The organism is Mycobacterium sp. NGS54 (genome assembly GCF_059812465.1).
The window spans coordinates 20,231-39,856 of record NZ_JCALCS010000011.1 but is presented as its reverse complement, the minus strand read 5'-3'; the positions used below and the strand labels follow the sequence as shown (position 1 = coordinate 39,856).

General features: G+C 71.5%; 7 protein-coding genes. All 7 read left to right on the top strand.

The window, feature by feature from the left end; translation table 11 throughout:
- Positions 1-32 precede the first annotated feature (32 nt).
- The 7 genes from AC5Y5E_RS29150 to AC5Y5E_RS29120 are packed head-to-tail and all read left to right on the top strand — an operon-like array spanning position 33 to position 19,577.
- Positions 33-4,256 carry a non-ribosomal peptide synthetase gene (locus tag AC5Y5E_RS29150; protein WP_499907298.1) on the top strand — a complete coding sequence of 1,408 codons (4,224 nt, stop codon included), beginning with the start codon at positions 33-35 and terminating at the stop codon, positions 4,254-4,256.
- Positions 4,246-5,559, top strand: coding sequence for a beta-ketoacyl [acyl carrier protein] synthase domain-containing protein (locus AC5Y5E_RS29145; RefSeq protein WP_499907296.1), 1,314 nt, complete (start codon positions 4,246-4,248; stop codon positions 5,557-5,559). Before AC5Y5E_RS29150 ends, AC5Y5E_RS29145 begins: the two co-directional genes overlap by 11 nt.
- On the top strand, positions 5,559-8,579 hold the full coding sequence (gene mbtD, locus AC5Y5E_RS29140; protein ID WP_499907294.1) for a mycobactin polyketide synthase MbtD: 3,021 nt from the start codon (positions 5,559-5,561) through the stop codon (positions 8,577-8,579). The genes AC5Y5E_RS29145 and mbtD overlap by 1 nt, the downstream gene beginning before the upstream one ends.
- Positions 8,572-13,749: an amino acid adenylation domain-containing protein gene (locus AC5Y5E_RS29135; RefSeq protein ID WP_499907292.1), complete on the top strand. Its 5,178-nt coding sequence runs from the start codon at positions 8,572-8,574 to the stop codon at positions 13,747-13,749. Before mbtD ends, AC5Y5E_RS29135 begins: the two co-directional genes overlap by 8 nt.
- Positions 13,746-18,089 carry an amino acid adenylation domain-containing protein gene (locus AC5Y5E_RS29130; RefSeq protein ID WP_499907290.1) on the top strand — a complete coding sequence of 1,448 codons (4,344 nt, stop codon included), beginning with the start codon at positions 13,746-13,748 and terminating at the stop codon, positions 18,087-18,089. Before AC5Y5E_RS29135 ends, AC5Y5E_RS29130 begins: the two co-directional genes overlap by 4 nt.
- The gene (mbtG, locus tag AC5Y5E_RS29125) at positions 18,086-19,384 is read left to right on the top strand and encodes an NADPH-dependent L-lysine N(6)-monooxygenase MbtG (RefSeq protein ID WP_499907288.1); all 1,299 of its coding nucleotides are present in this window, start codon (positions 18,086-18,088) and stop codon (positions 19,382-19,384) included. The genes AC5Y5E_RS29130 and mbtG overlap by 4 nt, the downstream gene beginning before the upstream one ends.
- Positions 19,362-19,577: an MbtH family protein gene (locus AC5Y5E_RS29120; protein WP_499907286.1), complete on the top strand. Its 216-nt coding sequence runs from the start codon at positions 19,362-19,364 to the stop codon at positions 19,575-19,577. The genes mbtG and AC5Y5E_RS29120 overlap by 23 nt, the downstream gene beginning before the upstream one ends.
- Positions 19,578-19,626 lie beyond the last annotated feature (49 nt).

The window sequence follows — 19,626 nt, the reverse complement described above, 5'->3', positions numbered from 1 at the left end:
GGGCAGCCTTTGCTAATTCCAGGGAGGATTTCGTGGTGCGTGCCCCGGCGTGCTCGGAGGACATCCGCGCGGAGGTCGCCGAGCTGCTCGGCGTCCGCGCCGACGCGATCCACCCAGCTGGCAACCTGATCGGGCAGGGCCTGGACTCCATCCGGATGATGACGCTCGCCGGTCGCTGGCGCCGCCAGGGCATCGCCGTCGATTTCGCCGCCCTGGCCGCGGCGCCGACGATCGAGGCATGGTCCGAGCTGGTAACGGCCGGACCGACCGTTGCCGAGGAATCGGCCCCGCCCGTCGACGCCGAGCCGTCCGGGGAGGGCGAGCCCTTTCCGCTGGCCCCGATGCAGCACGCGATGTGGGTCGGGCGCCAGGACAACCAGCAGTTCGGCGGCGTGGCCGGGCACCTGTACGTCGAGTTCGACGGCGGCCCGATCGACCCCGACCGCCTGCGGGCGGCGGCCAACCGGCTGGCGCTTCGTCATCCGATGCTGCGGGTGCGCTTCCTGCCCGACGGCACGCAACGCATCGCCGCGGCCGACGAATACGGGGATTTCCCCGTCAGGGTCCAGGACCTGCGCGACCAACGGGACCCGGTCGAGCCGCGGCTGGCGGCCCTCCGCGAGGCCAAATCGCACCAGCAACTCGACGGCGCGGTGTTCGAGCTCGCGTTGACGCTGCTGCCGGACGGGCGTTCCCGCCTGCACGTCGACCTGGATATGCAGGCCGCCGACGCGATGAGCTACCGCACCCTGATGGCCGATCTGGCCGCGCTCTATCTCGGCCGGGACCTGCCCGAATTGGGTTACACCTACCGCGAATACCGCCGGGCCGTCGCGCGCGACGAGGCGCAACCCCAGCCGCGGCGCGACGCCGACCGGGATTGGTGGGCCCAGCGGATCCCGCGGCTGCCGGACCCGCCGGCGCCGCCGTCGACCGGTGGGCGGGACTCGCGCACCAGCACCCGCCGCTGGCACTGGCTGGACCCGGCAACCCGCGACACGCTGTTCGCCCGCGCCCGGGCCCGGGGCATTACCCCGGCGATGGCGCTGGCCGCGGCCTTCGCCGACGCGCTGGCCCGCTGGTCCTCGCCGCGGTTCCTGCTGAACGTGCCGCTGTTCGGGCGCCAGGCCCTGCATCCCGATGTCGAGAAGTTGGTCGGCGACTTCACGTCGTCGCTGCTGCTCGACGTCGACCTGGCGGGCGCCGACACCCCGGCGGCGCGGGGCCGCGCGGTGCAGGAGGCGATGCGGACCGCCGCCGCCCATTCCTCCTATCCCGGGCTGTCGGTGTTGCGCGACCTCAGCCGCCACCGCGGCACCCAGGTCCTGGCGCCGGTGGTCTTCACCAGCGCGCTGGGCCTCGGCGAGCTGTTCAGCGCCGACGTCACAACGCAATTCGGCGCACCCGCATGGATCATTTCCCAGGGCCCGCAGGTGCTGCTGGACGCTCAGGTCACCGAGTTCGACGGCGGGGTGCTGGTGAACTGGGACGTGCGCGACGGCGTGTTCGCGCCGGGCGTCATCGACGCGATGTTCGCCCACCACATCGACGAACTGCTGCGGCTCGCGTCCAGCGACGACGCCTGGGAGGCGGCCGCGCCGGCCGCGCTGCCGGACGCGCAACGCGCGGTACGCGAGGCGGTCAACGGCCGCAGCGCCGCGCCGAGCGGGCAAGCCCTGCACGACGGGTTTTTCCGGCGGGCCGAGGAACAACCCGACGCGCCCGCGGTGTTCGCGAGCTCCGGTGACCTCACATATGCGCAGCTGCGCGAGCAGGCGCTCGCGCTGGCGGCGGCGTTGCGGGCGGCCGGAGTGGGCGCCGGCGACACCGTCGCGGTGATGGGTCCGAAGACCGCGGAACAGCTGCCGGCGCTGCTGGGTATCCTGGCCGCCGGCGCTGTGTACCTGCCGATCGGCGTCGACCAACCACGCGACCGCGCGGAGCGCATCCTGCAAACCGGTGGCGTGCGGCTGGCGCTGGTGTGCGGCGGGCGGCCGCTGTCGGTGCCGGTGCCCGCGCTGGTGATCGCGGGCGTGCTGGGCGCGGCGCCGTCGGCCGCCGAATTCACTCCCGCCAGAACCGATTCCGCCGAGCTCGCCTACGTGTTGTTCACGTCGGGCTCGACCGGGGAGCCCAAAGGCGTCGAGCTGACCCACGACGCCGCCATGAATACGGTCGAATTCCTGACCCGCCACTTCGATATCGGTGCGGCGGATCGCTGCCTGGCCCTCTCGACGCTGGAATGCGATCTGTCGGTGCTCGACATCTTCGCGACGCTGCGGGCCGGCGGCGCGATCGTCGTGGTCGACGAGGCGCGGCGACGCGATCCCGATGCGTGGGCCCGGCTCATCGACACGCACCGGGTGACGGTGCTGAACTTCCTGCCCGGCTGGCTGGAGATGCTGGTCGAGGTCGAGACAGGCAGCCTGTCGTCGCTGCGGGTGGTGGCCACCGGCGGCGACTGGGTGCGCCCCGGCCTGGCCCGACGGCTGCAGGCACGGGCGCCGCGCGTGCGCTTCGCCGGGCTGGGTGGCGCCACCGAGACCGCGGTCCACGCAACCATTTTCGAGGTCGACGCCGGCATGCCCGAGGACTGGACCGCGGTGCCCTACGGCAAGCCGTTCCCGAACATCGCCTGCCGGGTCGTCGGCGACGACGGCGCCGACTGCCCCGACTGGGTGGCCGGTGAGCTGTGGGTGTCCGGACGCGGCATCGCCCGGGGCTATCGCGGACGCCCCGAGCTCACCGCCGAGCGCTTCGTCGTGCACGACGGCCGAACCTGGTACCGCACCGGCGATCTGGCGCGCTACTGGCCGGACGGCACCCTCGAGTTCGTCGGCCGCGCCGATCACCGGATCAAGGTCAGCGGGTATCGCGTCGAGCTCGGCGAGATCGAGGCGGCGCTGCGCCGGGTGCCCGGCGTGCGCGCGGCCGTGGCCGCCCTGGTGCCCGGTTCCGGTGGCACCGACGTGCTGGCCGCGGCCGTCCGGCTCGACGAGGCCGCCTTGACCGCAGCGCGGATCCGCGAGCTGCTCGCCGATCTCGTTCCCGCACACATGGTTCCGCAACACATATCGCTGACCGACGGCATCCCCTTCACCGACGGCGGCAAGATCGACCGGCGCGCGGTCGGCCGCCAGCTGGCGGCCGCGGTCGACGCCGGCGCCGCGTCCGCCCCCTACCAGGGCCCGCGGACGCAACTCGAACGGGCGCTGCGCCACATCGTCGCGGATCTCCTGGACCGTGACCCCGACGCGGTGGGCGTGCACGACGACTTCTTCTCCCTCGGTGGCGATTCCGTGCTCGCCACGCAGGCCGTAGTCGGCATTCGCCAGTGGCTCGACTCGCCGAGCCTGATGGTCGCCGACGTCTTCGCCGCCCGCACCGTCGCCACGCTGGCCCAGCTGCTGACCGGCCGGGAAGCCGACGCCGAACGACTCGAGCAGGTGGCCGACGTGTACCTGGAGATCGCGGACATGTCGAGCGTCGACGTGTTGTCCGCGCTCGACACGCAGCCCGCGCGACGGGAGTTCGAGCCGTGGGTGAAACGGTTCACCGTCGGCACCGCGCGGGGCTCGGTGGTCGTCTTCCCACACGCCGGCGGCGCCGCCGCGGCCTACCGGTCGCTGGCTAAAGCGTTGTCGGCCAACGGTCTCGACGCCTTCGTGGTGCAGTACCCGCAGCGGGCCGACCGGCGGAATCACCCGGCGGCCGAGAGTATCGATGCGCTGGCGCTCGAGTTGTTCGAGGCCGGCGACTGGAGCTCGGCGGCTCCGCTGACCCTGTTCGGCCATTGCATGGGGGCCGTGGTCGCGTTCGAATTCGCCCGGATCGCCGAACGCAACGGGGTCCCGGTGCGCGTCCTGTGGGCCTCCGCCGGGCAGGCCCCGTCGACGGTCGAAGCGTACGGACCGCTGCCGACCACGGCCGGCGGCGTGCTGGCGGACATGATCGATCTCGGCGGCACCGATCCGGAACTGCTGGACGACGAGGAATTCGTCGAGCTCCTGGTGCAGGCGGTGCAGGCCGACTACCGAGCCCTGAACACCTACTCGTGCGGGCCGGACGTGCGCATCGCCGCCGACATACACGCGGTCGGTGGCGATCGTGACCACCGGATCAGCCGGGAAACCCTGGCCCACTGGGAAACCCACACGGCCGGCCGATTCACCGTGACGGAATTCGAGGGCGGCCACTTCTACCTCGACGATCACCTCGACGCGGTGGCCCGGATGGTGAGCGCCGATGACCGATAACGACCCGGTTGACCCGGTTGTTGTAGTCGGAATGGCGCTCGAGGCGCCCGGCGGGGTCGAAACCGCGGACGATTTCTGGGCCCTGCTGTCCGAACAGCGGGAGGCGCTCGGCCCGTTCCCCACCGATCGGGGCTGGGCGCTTCGCGAGCTGTTCGACGGGTCCCGGCGGGACGGCTTCAAACCGATCCACGACCTGGGCGGGTTCCTCTCCAGCGCAACGACATTCGACCCGGAGTTCTTCGGCATCTCACGACGCGAAGCGACGGCCATGGACCCCCAGCAGCGGGTCGGGCTGCGCGTCGCGTGGCGCAGCGTTGAGAACAGCGGCATCAACCCCGACGACCTGGCCGGACACGAGGTGGGCTGTTACGTCGGCGCCTCCGCGCTGGAATACGGCCCCGCCCTTTCCGAGTTCTCCCACCACAGCGGGCATCTGATCACCGGGACGTCGCTGGGCGTGATCTCGGGGCGCATCGCCTACACGCTCGACCTGGCCGGGCCGGCGCTCACGATAGACACCGCCTGCTCGTCGGCGCTCGCCGCGTTTCACACCGCGGTGCAGGCGATCCGGGCCGGCGACTGCGACCTCGCGCTCGCCGGCGCCGTGTGCGTGATGGGCACCCCGGGCTATTTCGTCGAGTTCTCCTCGAAACACGCGCTGTCGGACGACGGGCACTGCCGTCCCTACAGCGCGCTCGCCAGCGGAACCGTCTGGGCGGAGGGCGCGGCCATGTTCGTGCTTCAGCGCCGGTCCCGCGCGGTGGCCGACGGGCGTCGCATCCTCGCAGAGGTGCGCGCCAGCTGCCTGAACTCCGACGGACGCAGCAACGGGCTGATGGCGCCCAGCGGCGACGCGCAACTGCGACTGTTTCGGCACGCCATCGCGCAGGCCGGCGTCGAGCCCGTCGACGTCGGGATGGTCGAAGGGCACGCCACGGGGACCCGGCTCGGCGACCGGACGGAACTGCGTTCGTTGGCGGCCAGTTACGGCACCGCGCCGCCCGGCCGGGGACCGCTCCTGGGCTCGGTCAAGTCGAACATCGGTCACGCCCAAGCTGCCGCGGGCGCGCTGGGCCTCGCCAAGGTGATCCTGTCCGCCGAACACGCCGCCGTGCCCCCGACCCTGCACATCGACGAGCCCAGCCACGAAATCGACTGGGAGGGCCAGGGTTTGCGATTGGCCGACAAGCTGACCCCGTGGCGGGCCGTCGACGGGTGGCGAACCGCGGCGGTGTCCGCGTTCGGGATGAGCGGCACCAACACGCATCTGATCGTCTCGATGCCGGATAACGGGCCCGCCTGATGCCCCTCAAACGACTGCCCGACGGGCGCGTCCCGGTGCTCCTCAGCGCGCACGCCGACGAACTCCTTTCCGCGGACGCCCGCGCGATCGCCGGCTACCTGGAGCGCCGTCCGGAAACGACCGTCGCCCAGGTGGGCCGCCAGCTGCGCGGGACCCGAAGGGTGCGCCGACACCGTGCGGTGCTGCGCGCCGCGGATCGGCCGGAGCTCATCGGCGGGCTGCGTGCGCTGGCCGCGGGGTGCGAGCACCCGCTGGTCGCCCGGTCGGAGCTGGAATCGGCCCCGCGGCAGGCGTTCGTAGTTCCCGGTCAGGGTGTCCATTGGCCGGGCCTGGGTGCCGTCGCGTACCGGGAGCTCCCGGCCTACCGGGCGGCGGCCGATGATTGCGTCGCGGCGTTCGAGGCCGCGGGGCACGCATCGCCTCTGCGCTACCTGACGGCGGTGGACGACGCGCGGTCCTTCCCCGAAATCGAGGTGCAGGGCGCGCAATTCGTTCATGCGGTGGCGCTGGCGGAGGTCTGGCGGTCGTGCGGCGTGCTTCCCGACCTCACCATCGGCCAGAGCCTCGGCGAGGTGGCGGCTGCCCTCATCGCCGGCACCATCACCCTGCCCGACGCCGTCGCCGTCGTCGCGGCCCGGGCCGGCGTGGTGGACCGCCTTCCGGACCGCTACGCGATGGCCACGCTGGGCGTTGGCGCCGACGCGGCCGGCACCCTGATCGCGGCGACGGACGGCTGGGTCGAGCTGTCGGTGGTGCACTCCGGTTCCACCGTGGCGGTGTCGGGCGAACGAGACGCGGTGCGGGCGATCGCCGACGCGGTTCGCTCCAGCGGGCGGTTCGCCCGCGAGATCACCGCGGGCTTCCCCGGGCATACCAGTGTGCTCGAGGCGCTCCGCGATGAATTCGCGGCGCGGCTGCCCGCCTCCGAATTCGCCGACGCCCCGGTGCAATTCATCGGCGGCACCACCGGCGACGTGGTGGCGCCGGACGAGCCGTTCGGGGATTACTGGTATGCGAACCTGCGCAACACGGTGCGACTGGACCGCGCGTTCGCGTCGGCAATCCGGTGCGGCGCGGGTTCTTTCGTCGAGTTGTCGGCCCATCCGGCGCTGTTGTTCACGATTGGTCAGATCTTCGAGGCCGACCTGCGGGACGGCCCTGCGGTGCTGGTCGGCTCGGCTCACCGCGACGAGCCGGTGCTCGAGGCGCTGTCGGCGAACATCGTCACCGCGGCGGTGGCCGACCCGGGCTACACCTGGGCCGACTACCTGGACGGTCCGACCGTCGGCGACGTTGGCCTGCAGGGGTTCCCGAACGCGCCGATGCGCGCGATCCCGATGTGGGCGCACCCGGCGCCGCTGCCGGCCGGGGCCGGACCGGTCCCGGCGCCCGACATCATGCTGGAGCACTGGGAGCGGGCGGCGCCGCCCGCACGGGTCGCGGGACCGCCGGCGCGGCTCGCGGTGATCGAGATCGGGGCAGAAGGCCCGCTGGCCCGGCCGCTGCGCGCGGCGATCGAGTCCCACCCCGCGACCGACCTCAGCGAACCGCGGGACGCGGACATCGTCGCGGTGATCGCGCCGGTCTTCGACGCCGCGGGCGCGTACCGGGCCGCCGAGGCTCTCACCGGCCTGGCCGGCGCCGGCCTGCTGAACTACGCGAACGCGCTGGGCCCCCACTGCCACACGGTCTGCCTGCTCACCGTCGCCGCCGAGCGCCTCGGCCCCCACGACGCGCCGCCCTCGGCCGCGCATGCTGCGCTGGCCGCGATGCACCGCAGCGACGGATTCGACCACCCCGAACTGACTTTCACCCACCTGGACCTGCCGTCGTGGGACTTGACGCCCGCCGCCTGCTCCGCCGCCGTCGACGCGGTGCTGTCCGGCGCCGGCGAAGTCGCGCTGCGCGGGGACGCCGCGTTCGAGCGCTCGTTCCGCGTGGCGCCCGCCGCCGCGCACTGGCCACTTGATTCCGGGGTGCTCGACGACGTCGTCATCACCGGTGGTGCCGGCGCCATCGGCCTGCACTACGCCCACTATCTCGCCGAGTGCGGGGCGCGGCGCATCGTCCTGCTGAGTCGCCGCTCGGCGGATCCCGAGCGGCTGAGGGCGTTGGCGGCCGAATTCGGCACCGAGCTGGTGTCCGCCCGGTGCGACATCACCGATCCGGCCCAATTGACGCTCACCGCAGCGCAGTACGGCGCCGCAGGCGCGACGTTGATCGTGCACGCGGCGGGCAGCGCCGGATTCGGCGGCCCTGACGGGCTGACGGGGGCCGCGTTCGCAGACGCCGTCGCCGCCAAGGTCGGCGGCCTGGCCCACCTCGCCGAGCTGTGGCCTGTCCGCGCGAAAGCGCGAATGCTGTTGTGCTCGTCGCTATCCGGGCTGTGGGGCGGGCGCGGACACGCCGCCTACTCGGCGGCCAACCGGCTGCTGGACGTGATGGCCGCCGAGCTGCGCGCCGCGGGCCGGCACTGCGTGGCGGTCAGATGGGGCCTGTGGCAACCGTCGAACGGCGGCGAATCGGGCCGGGGCATCGTCGATGCGGCCGAGATGGAAAACATCGAACGTTCCGGGCTGCGCCCGATGACGCCGCGCGACGCGATCCAGGCGAGCCTGCGCGACTGGCAAGACGATCCGCTGGTGTTCTCGGCGGACACGGCCCGGCTGCGGATCTTCCTGGGCGGCGGGCGGTCCGAAGCGCGCCACCGCCCCACGGAGGTCGCCGCGCCCCCCGCCGCCGGCGCGGTTCCGGTCGTCGATGCGGTGCGCAACCAATTGGCGGCCGTGCTCGGGATCGAGCGGCCGAGCGAATTGAACCTCGCGGCATCCCTTTTCGATCTCGGCATCGATTCGATGCTGGCGCTGGACCTGCGGAGGCGCCTCAACCGGACGATCGGCCGGACGGTGTCCCTGGCGACGCTGATGGGCGAGATCACCGGCGCCGAACTTGTCGAACAACTCGAGGGCGCCGACGAGCGCTCCGCACAAACACAGAAGGTGGACGTTTCGCGTGACTGACATCGCCGACCGCGGCGCCCGGCACGATGCGGCCCGCCTGGAACTGCTGCGTCGCCGGCTCGCCGACCGCGGCCTCTCGTCCGGCACCGACGGTTCCGACGAGCCGGCCCCCGCCGACGACCGACTCTCCGACGGCCAGGCCCGGATGTGGTTCGTCCAGCTGGCCGACCCCAGCGGCGCGCTGCTCAACGTCTGCGTCTCCTATCGGATCACCGGCGACGTCGATCTCGCCCGGCTGCGCGACGCCGTCGACTCGGTCAGCCGCCGGCACCCGATCCTGCGCACCACCTACACCGTCGGCGACGATGGCAGCCCCCGGCCGACGGTGCACGACGATCTGCGCCCGGGCTGGGCCCAGCACGACCTGACTGACCTGTCGGACCACGCGCGCCGCCTCCGGCTCGAGGTGCTGGCCCAGCGCGAATTCTCCACGCCCTTCGACCTTTCCGCCGATGCGCCGCTACGGATCACCGCCGTGCGCACCGCGCCCGGCGAACACGTCCTGCTGTTGGTGGCCCACCACATCGCTTGGGACGACGGCTCGTGGCGGCCGTTCTTCGCCGACCTCACCAACGCGTACCAGGGCGCCGAGTTGGCGCCCGACCGCCACACCACCGCACCGCCGGCGTCCGACACCACCGACGCCGACCTCGACTACTGGCGTGCCGTCATGGCCGACCCGCCGGAGCCCCTGGAGCTCCCCGGCCCGGCCGGGACGACCATGCCGACCAACTGGCGGGCCGCCCGCGGCGAACTCCGGCTGTCCGGCGACACCGCGCAACGGGTGACCGCGATGGCGCGCGACACCGGCTGTACCCCGTACATGGTGCTGCTCGCCGCATTCGGCGCCCTCATACATCGCTACACCCACAGCGACGACTTCCTCGTGGCCGCCCCAGTGCTCAATCGCGGGGCCGGAACCGACGACACCATCGGATATTTCGGCAACACGGTGGCGATGCGCCTGCGACCGCGGCCGGCGATGACCTTTCGCGAGCTGCTGAAGTCGACGCGCGACATCGCCACCGGGGCATTCGCGCACCAACGCGTCGGCCTCGACCGCGCCGTGCGCGAACTGAACCCCGATCGCCGACACGGCGCCGAACGGATGACCCGGGTCAGCTTCGGCTTGCGCGAGCCCGACGGCGGCGGATTCCGCCCGGCCGGCGTCGAGTGCGAGCGCTACGGCCTGCGCAGCAACCTCACCCAGCTGCCACTGGGTTTCATGGTCGAATTCGAGAGCGGCCGTGTGCTGGTCGAGGCCGAACACCTGCTGGAGATCCTCGAACCCGCGCTGGCTCGCCAGATGCTGCGTCACTTCGCCGTGCTCCTCGACGACGCACTGGCCCGACCGGACAGGCCGTTGGCCGGGCTGGCGCTGCTGGACGAGGCCGACTCCGCCTGGCTGCGCGAGGTGTCGCACGGCGAGGTGTTCGAGACCACCCCCAAAACCCTCGCCGACCTGGTGTCCGAGCAGGCCGCGCGGACCCCGGACGCCGTCGCCGTCGTCTACGAAGGCCGCCGGTACACCTACCACGACATCAACGAGGCCGCAAACCGGTTGGCGCACTGGCTGATCGGCCGGGGGATAGGCAGCGAGGACCGCGTCGCGGTGCTGCTCGACAAGTCGCCGGACCTGGTCGTCGCCGCGGTCGGCATCGCCAAGGCCGGCGCGGTTTATGTGCCCGTGGACCCCACCTACCCGCCGGACCGGCTGCGGTTCATCCTCGACGACTGCGACGCGAAGCTGGTCCTGCGCGAGCCGGTGGCCGACCTGGCCGCGTACGGCGCCGACGACCCCACCGACGCGGACCGGGTGCGGCCGCTGCGCCCGGAAAACACCGCATATCTGATCTACACGTCGGGCACCACCGGACTGCCCAAAGGCGTTGCGGTGCCACATCGCCCGGTCGCCGAATACTTCGTCTGGTTCAAGGGCGAGTACGGCGTCGACCACACCGACCGGCTGCTGCAGGTCGCCTCCCCGAGCTTCGACGTGTCGATCGCCGAAATCTTCGGCATGCTGGCGTGCGGGGCGCGCATGGTGATCCCACGCCCCGGGGGGCTCAACGACATCGGCTACCTCACCGCCCTGTTGCGCGACGAGGGAATCACCGCAATGCATTTCGTGCCCTCCCTGCTCGGCCTGTTCCTGTCGCTGCCCGGCGTCAACCAGTGGCGCACGCTGCAACGGGTGCCCATCGGCGGCGAACCGCTGCCCGGCGAGGTGGCGGACAAGTTCCACGCCACGTTCGACGCGCTGCTGCACAACTTCTACGGCCCGACCGAAACCGTGATCAACGCCAGCCGGTTCAAGGTCGAGGGCCCACAAGGCACCCGCATCGTGCCGATCGGCCGGCCCAAGATCAACACCTCGATGCACCTGCTCGACGATTCGCTGCGACCCGTGCCGGTCGGCGTGATCGGCGAGATCTACCTCGGCGGAACGCATCTGGCGCATGGGTACCATCGTCGGGCCCGGCTGACCGCGGAGCGATTCGTCGCCGACCCGTTCAATCCCGGCGCCCGGATGTACCGCACCGGGGACCTCGCGCGCCGCAACGCGGACGGCGACGTCGAGTTCGTGGGCCGCGCCGACGAACAGGTCAAGATCCGCGGCTTCCGGATCGAACTGGGTGACGTCGGCGCGGCCATCTCGGTCGACCCGACGGTCGGGCAGGCGGTCGTGGTGGTCAGCGACCTGCCGGGACTGGGCAAGAGCCTGGTTGGCTACGTGACGCCCGCCGCGGGAACGTCCGAGGTCGACCTCGACCGCATCCGGGCCCGCGTCGCCGCGGCGCTGCCCGAGTACATGGTGCCGGCGGCATACGTTGTGCTCGACGAGATTCCGATCACCGCGCACGGCAAGATCGACCGGGCCGCGCTGCCAACCCCGGACGTGAGATCCGGCGCGGAGTTCCGCGAGCCGGGATCGGAGACCGAGCGGCGCGTCGCCGGACTGTTCGCCGAGATGCTCGACCGCGACCGGGTCGGCGCCGACGATTCGTTCTTCGACCTGGGCGGGCACTCGCTGCTCGCGACGAAGTTGGTGGCGGCGGTCCGCAACTCGTTCGGCGTCGATATCGGCGTGCGCGAGGTTTTCGAACTGGCAACGGTGGCGCGGCTCGCCGCGCATATCGACGCCGCGGATCAGGCGTCGGCGCGGCCACGGCTGGTCGCGTTGAACCATGACGGGCCGGCGCGGCTGTCGTCGTCGCAGCTGCGGAGCTGGTTCACCTATCGATTCGACGGGCCCAACGCCGTCAACAACATTCCGTTTGCCGCGGCGTTGCGCGGTCCCTGCGACACCGCCGCACTGGTGGCGGCCGTCACCGACGTCGTGGCGCGACACGAGATCCTGCGCACCACCTACCGCGAGATCGACGGCGTGCCCCACCAGAACGTCCACCCGCCCGCCGAGGTACCGGTGCGGCGGGCCGACGGGCCCGACGAGGACTGGCTTGGGGCGCAACTGGATACCGAGCGGCGTCACGTGTTCGACCTGGAGACCGACCCGCCGATCCGGACGGCGTTGCTGAGCACGCCGGAGCGCAACGTCCTGTCGGTTGTCATGCACCACATCGCCGGCGATCACTGGTCCGGCGGGGTGCTGTTCACCGACCTGCTCACCGCCTACCGGGCCCGCCGCGGCGGCCATGCGCCCGACTGGGAACCGCTGCCCTTGCAATACGCCGACTACGCCGTGTGGCAGGCGGCGCTGCTGGAGGACAGCGCCGGCATCGCCGGACCCCAGCGCGACTACTGGACCCGGCAGCTCGAGGGACTCTCGGGCGAAAACGGTCTGCGCCCGGACTTCCCGCGGCCGCTCTCGCCCACCGGCGCCGGTGCTGCCGTCGAATTCGGTTTCGGGGCGGCGACCCGCGCCAAGCTGAGCGCCCTGACTCGTGAGCTCGGCATCACCGAGTTCATGCTCTTGCAGGCCGCCATCGCGGTGGTGCTGCACAAGGCCGGCGGCGGCCCGGACGTCCCGCTCGGCACCCCGGTCGCCGGTCGCAACGAATCCGATTTGGATCGCCTGATCGGCTTTTTCATCAACATCGTGGTGCTGCGGAATGACCTGCACCGCAATCCCACACTGCGCGAGCTGCTGACGCGTACCAGGGACATGGCACTGGCCGCGTACGCACACCAGGACCTGCCGTTCGATCAGGTGGTGGATGCCGTCAGGCCCGCCCGGTCGCTGTCGCGCAACCCGCTTTTCGACGTGGTGGTGCACGTTCGCGAACAGTTACCACAAGATCAAGTGATCGACAGCGGACCGGACGGCGACACCACCTTCACCGCGCTGGAGCCGGAATTCGACGTGGCGCACGCCGACATGTCGGTCAACTTCTTCGCGTCCGACGACGGCTACCGAGGCCACATCATCTATCGCCCCGAGCTGTACCGGCGCGGCACCGCGGAACGGTTCGCCGGGTGGTTGGTCCGGGTCATCGAGGCGTTCGCCGATCGTCCCGATCAACGATTGCGCGACGTCGAGATCGCCGGTGCGCAAGAACGACAGCGCATTCTGGCCCGGTCCGACGCGGGCGACGGCGCGGCGCGGGTATACCTGCTGGATGCCTGGCTGAGCCCCGTCCCGGTCGGGGTGGTGGGCGACGTCTACTACGGTGGCGGTCCGGCGGTCATCGGCCGGCTGGCGCTGGCATCGGTGACCGCGACCCGCTTCGTCGCCGATCCGTTTGCCGCCCAACCCGGTTCGAGGCTGTACCGCAGCGGCGAGCGCGGCGTGTGGACCGACGACGGTCAACTGAAGTTTGTCGCCGACATCGAGGGACCCGCGCCGACGGCGGCTGTCGCCGATTCGGCCGAACCGCCCGGCACCGCCACCGAGCGCGCGCTCGCGGCGATCTTCGCCGACCTGCTCGAAGCCGGCGAAATCGGGCGCCACGACGAATTTTTCAGTCTCGGTGGGGACAGCATCCTCGCCGTGCGGGCCGCCGCGCGGGCCCGCGACGGCGGAATGCCGCTGACCCCGCGGATGATCTTCGAACATCCGGTGCTTCATGAGCTCGCCGCCGCCCTGGACGCCAAGTCGGCAGCCGAAATCGAACCCGAGAACGGCGGCTCCCACGCACCGATGAGCGCCTCGGGACTTTCCGCCGAGGAGCTGGCCGCACTGACCTCGTCATGGGGTGATCGGCCGTGACCCGAGCCGACCCGCGGCCGGCCGTCGAGGATGTGATGGCGCTCAGCCCCCTGCAGCAGGGGCTGTTCTCGATGGCGACGCTAACCGCCGAGGAGGGGTCGGGCGCGGACCCGTATGTCATCGCGATGGCTGCCGACGTGGTGGGCCCGCTCGACGTCGCGTTGTTGCGCGAGTGCGCCGCGACACTGCTGACCCGGCACCCCAACCTGCGGGCAAGCTTCATCCACGGCGACCTGAGCCGGCCGGTCCAGGTGGTGCCCAGCAGCGCCGAAGTGCCCTGGCGGTGCGTGCGCGCCGAGCCCGGCGACGTCGAGGCGCTGGAAGCCGGAGAGCGCCAACGCCGTTTCGACGTGGGCCGGGGTCCGCTGATCCGGTTCCTGCTCATCGAATTGCCGGAGCAACGCTGGCACCTGGTCATCGTCGCGCACCACATCGTCATCGACGGGTGGTCGCTGCCGCTTCTGGTGTCCGAACTGCTCGCCCTGTATCGCGCGGGGGGAGACGCCGCCGCATTGCCGCCACCGCCGCGGCCGTATCGTGACTACATCGGCTGGCTGGCCACCCGGGACCAGGCGGCCAGCCGCGCCCTGTGGGCCGAGCATCTCCGGGGCACGGACGGGCCCACCCTGCTCTCGCCGGCGCTGACCGCCACCCCGCCACCGGCGGGCATACCGCGCCGCACCACGCTGCGCCTCGACCCCGACTCCGCCGCCGCGCTGACCGAGGCCGCCCGGACCCGCGGCGTCACGCTCAACACGCTGGTCCAAATGGCCTGGGCGACAATACTGTCGGTCTTAACCGACCGCGACGATGTGACGTTCGGGGTGACGGTGTCCGGCAGGCCGGGCGAACTGCCGGGCGTCGAGACGATGGTCGGCATGTTCATCAACACCGTGCCGTTGCGGGTGCGGCTGGATCCCCGCCAAGCGGCCGGGACGCAATGCCTTGCGCTGCAACGTGAATCCGCCGCGCTGCGCGACCACGGCTACCTGGGGCACGCCGAACTGCGTGCGATCGCCGGTGTCGGCGAGATGTTCGACACCCTGGTGGTGTACGAAAACTTCCCACCAGGCGAGGTTGTGGGGGCGACCGAATTCGTCGCAAACGGGGCGACGTTCCGCCCGGTGGCGCTGGAGAGCGTGTCGCACTTCCCCGTGACCATCGCCGCCCACCCGAGCTCCGGCGGGCTCACGGTACTGGTGGAGGCGCTCGACGGTGCGCTGGGCGCGATGGCGCCCGAAGACCTCGGCCGGCGGCTGATCGCGGTGGTGCAACGGTTGGTGGACAAGTGGGACCGGCCACTTCGCGAGGTCGACATCCTGCTCGATGACGAGCGCGATTCGGCCGCCGCGGACCTGCCGGAGGTGCCGGCGGGCGCGGTGCACGACCGGTTCGCCGAAATCGCCGCGGCGCAACCCGATTCGCCCGCGGTCAGCTGGGCCGACGGGCGGCTGACCTACCGCGAGCTCGACGCGTTTGCCGACCGGCTGGCCACCGCGCTGCAGCGGGCGGGCGTGGGCAGCGAGACCGCGGTGGCGATCCTGCTGCCCCGGGGCCCGAGCTATGTCGCCTCGATGCTGGCGATCCTGAAGGCTGGCGGCATGATCGTGCCGCTGGACCCGGGCATGCCGGACGAGCGGGTCGCCGAGATCCTGCGTCAGACGTCGGCGCCGATCGTCGTCGACGAGGAATTCGTCGCGAATTCCGTTGCCGGGGACACCGGTTACCGGGCCGCGGCGGTGCCGCCCGACCACGCGGCCTACGCGGTCTTCACCTCGGGCACCACCGGCGCACCGAAGGGCGTCATCGGTACGCACCGAGCGCTCGCGGCGTACGCCGACGACCACATCGAGCGCGTTCTTGCGCCGGCGGCCGCGCGTTTGGGGCGACCGCTGCGCATCGCGCACGCCTGGTCGTTCACCTTCGACGCGGCGTGGCAGCCGTTGGCGGCCTTGCTCGATGGCCACTCGGTGCACGTCGTCGACGACGACCATCAGCGTGACGCCGAGACGCTGGTCGACGTGATCGACCGCTTCGGCCTGGACATGATCGACACCACGCCGTCGATGTTCGGCCAGCTGCACGACGCGGGACTGCTGCGGCGGGTGCCGCTGGCGGTTCTCGCGCTCGGCGGCGAGGCCGTCGGTGTCGCCGCGTGGCGCGCGATCCAAACCGAATGCGCCCGAACGGCGATGGCCGCCTTCAACTGCTACGGACCCACCGAGACCACGGTCGAGGCCGTCGTCGCGGCCATCGCCGAGCACGCCCGGCCGTCCATCGGCCGTCCTACCCGGACCACTCGCGCCTACATACTGGACTCCTGGCTGCGGCCGGTTCCCGACGGCGCCGCCGGCGAGTTGTACCTGGCGGGCGATCAGCTGACCCGCGGCTACCTGGGGCGGGCGGGCGAAACCGCAACGCGTTTCGTCGCCGAACCGAACGGCGGCGGCACCCGGATGTACCGCACCGGAGACGTGGTGCGCCGCATGCCCGACGGCGGCCTGGAGTTCCTCGGTCGCAGCGACGCCCAGCTGAAGATCCGCGGATTCCGCGTCGAGCCCGGCGAGATCGCGGCGGTGCTCTGCGGCCACGACGCGGTGCGGGGCGCCCACGTGATGGCTCATCACCACGCCAGTGGGCCCCGGCTCACCGCGTATGTGGCGGGCGGGCCCGACCGGCCTGCAGCGGCCGAACTGCGGAAGATGCTGCTCGACCGGCTGCCGCGCCACCTCGTTCCCCATCACATCGTCGTCCTGGACGAGCTGCCGCTGACCTCGCACGGCAAAATCGACGAAAAGGCACTGGCGGCAACCGATATCGCCGACCGTCCGGCCGTCGCGCCCGACACGCCGACCGAGGCGGCGCTGACCCAGGCGTTCGCCGACGTCTTGGGCGGTACCGACGTCGACGTCACCGCGGGCTTTCTGGAACTGGGCCTGGACAGCATCTCGGCCCTGTCGGTGGTGCAGGCCGCCCGCCGCCGCGGCCTCGCGCTGCGGGCCCGGTCGATGGTGGAGTGCGACACCATCCGCGAACTCGCCGCGGCGATCGACTCCGACGCGGCCCGCCACCCGATCTCCGACGGCGCGGCCGAGTCCGGCGAACCAATCCCGGTGTTGGCAGGCGCCCATTGGCTCTACGAGCACGGCGACGCCCGACGGCTCGCACAGACCGAAGTCATCAGGCTGCCCGACACGATCACCCGCGGCGACCTGGAGGCGCTACTGCGCGCGGTCGTCGGCGGGCACGAGGTGTTGCGCTGCCGGCTCGACCGCGACGCGATGACGCTTGTCGCGCAACCGGAGGTCGACATCCTCAGCGAGGCGTGGGCCAGCGGCGAGCCGACCAACGACGTCGCCAAACATGTCCTCGAGGCGGTGCAGAACCTCGACCCGCAGGCCGGTCGGCTGCTGTCCGCGGTGTGGCTGCGCCGGCCGCATCAGCCGGGGGTGCTGGTGCTGACGGCGCACGTGCTGGCGATGGACCCGGCCTCGTGGCGCATCGTGCTGGGCGAACTCGACGCCGGCCTGCACGCCCTGGCCGCGGGGCGTCAGCCCACGCCGGCGCGCGAGCACACCACCTACCGGCAGTGGTCACGGATGCTGGCGGAGCGGGCCAAAACGCTGGACACCGAAGCCTTTTGGGCTGCCGAGTTGCGGGGCGCCGATCCGCCGCTGGGCTCCCGCAGGCTGCGGCCGCGGACCGACCGCGCCGGCGACCTGTCGATCAGCGTCTCGGCCTGCGGGACCGAGCTCACCGGGCGGCTGCTCGCGGCGGGACAGCCGATGGGCGAACTGCTGATCACCGCGGCCGCGCGCACCGTGACCGCGTGGCGGCGGCGACGCGGCCAGGACACCCCGGCACCCCTGTTGGCGCTGGAGACCCACGGCCGCACGGAGTTCGGGGCCGACACCGATACCGGCGACACCGTCGGGCTGCTCAGCGCGATCTACCCGTTGCGCATCCACTCCGACGGGGCCACCGACTTGGCCCGAATCCCCGGCAGCGCTGTCGATTACGGCCTGCTGCGTTACCTGCGGCCCGACACGCGACTGCGCGAGCTCCCCGAACCTCAACTGCTGCTCAATTATTTGGGCAACCTCCACGTCGGCGTCGGGGACCTCGAGCTCGACCGCGAGCTGATGACGGAGGTCGGCCGGGTGCCCGAGCCCGAACAAGCGGTGCGCCACGAACTGACCGTGGTGGCGGGCATCCTCGGCACCGGCGCCGCTCGCGTGCTGGCCACCCAGTGGCGGGCGCTGCCGGGCATTCTGGACGAGGCGGAAATCACAGAGCTCCAAGAACTTTGGACCCAGACACTGCGGGAGATGGCGGAATGAGCACACTCGCGGTCCTTGGCGCCGGAGCCAAGGCGGTGGCCGTCGCGGCCAAGGCATCGGTGCTGCGCGACATGGGAGTCGATGTTCCCGACGTCGTCGCGGTCGAACGCATCGGGGTGGCGGCCAACTGGCAGGCCAGCGGCGGATGGACCGACGGCGCGCACCGGCTGGGCACCAGCCCGGAAAAAGACGTCGGGTTCCCGTACCGCTCGTCGATGGCGCCGCGGCGCAACGCCGAACTCGACGAGCGGATGATCCGCTACAGCTGGCAGTCGTATCTGATCGCCACCGCGTCGTTCGCCGAATGGATCGACCGGGGCAGACCGGCGCCGACCCATCGCCGGTGGAGCCAGTACCTGGGCTGGGTGGCGGCCCAGATCGGCCTCGACGTGGTGCACGGCGAGGTCGAGCGGCTCGCCCTCAGCGGCGATCGCTGGGCCCTGCAGACCCACGAAACCACAGTGCACGCCGACGCCCTGATGATCACCGGCCCCGGCCAGGCCGAGAAGTCGCTGCTGCCCGGGAATCCGCGCGTGCTGTCGATCGCCCAGTTCTGGGACCGCGCCGCGGCCGACGACCGCATCAGCGCCGAGCGCGTAGCGGTGATCGGTGGCGGCGAGACGGCCGCGTCGATGCTCAACGAGCTGTTCCGGCACCGGGTTTCGAGCATCACCGTCATCTCCCCGCAGGCCACGCTGTTCACCCGCGGCGAGGGGTTCTTCGAGAACTCGCTGTTTTCCGATCCCACCGACTGGACCGACCTGACGCTCGACGAGCGCCGCGACGCGCTGGCGCGCACCGACCGTGGGGTGTTCTCGGCCAACGTGCAGGAGGCGCTGCTGGCCGACGACCGCATCCACCACCTGCGCGGCCGGGTCGCGCACGCCGTGGGCCGCGACGGGCAGATCCGGTTGACCCTGTCCACCAACCGGGGCAGCGAGAACCTCGAGACGGTACACGGATTCGATCTGGTCATCGACGGCTCCGGCGCCGACCCGCTGTGGTTCACTTCGCTGTTCGCCCAGGACGCGCTGGACCTGCTCGAACTCGGGCTGGGTGGGCCGCTGACCGCCGACAGCCTGCAGGAAGCGATCGGCTACGACCTGGCCGTCACCGATGTCACGCCAAAGCTGTTCCTGCCCAACCTGTCCGGGCTCACCCAAGGTCCCGGCTTTCCCAACCTGAGCTGCCTCGGATTGCTGTCCGACCGGGTGCTGGGCGCCACCGTGGTTTCAGCGAGCGCCGGCACACAACGAACGACAAGGAGAAGCGATGAGCACCAACCCCTTCGATGACGACGACGGCGCGTTCTATGTGCTGATCAACGGCGAGGAGCAGCACAGCCTGTGGCCCGCGTTCGCCGAAATCCCGGCCGGCTGGCGCGCGGTGTTCGGCGAAGCGAGTCGCTCGGCGTGCCTGGATTACGTCGACGACAACTGGGCCGACCTGCGCCCCAAGACCCTTCGCGAGGCCATGGCCGGCGACTGAGCGCTGGTAACGTGCCCGTACCGTGACCCGCCCGAGACCAAGAACAGAA

Excerpts from the sequence above, each read along its gene's own strand:
- AC5Y5E_RS29145 (WP_499907296.1), top strand. The coding sequence starts at position 4,246 with ATGACCGATAACGACCCGGTTGACCCGGTTGTTGTAGTCGGAATGGCG.
- AC5Y5E_RS29120 (WP_499907286.1), top strand. The coding sequence starts at position 19,362 with ATGAGCACCAACCCCTTCGATGACGACGACGGCGCGTTCTATGTGCTG.
- mbtG (WP_499907288.1), top strand. The coding sequence starts at position 18,086 with ATGAGCACACTCGCGGTCCTTGGCGCCGGAGCCAAGGCGGTGGCCGTC.
- mbtD (WP_499907294.1), top strand. The coding sequence starts at position 5,559 with ATGCCCCTCAAACGACTGCCCGACGGGCGCGTCCCGGTGCTCCTCAGC.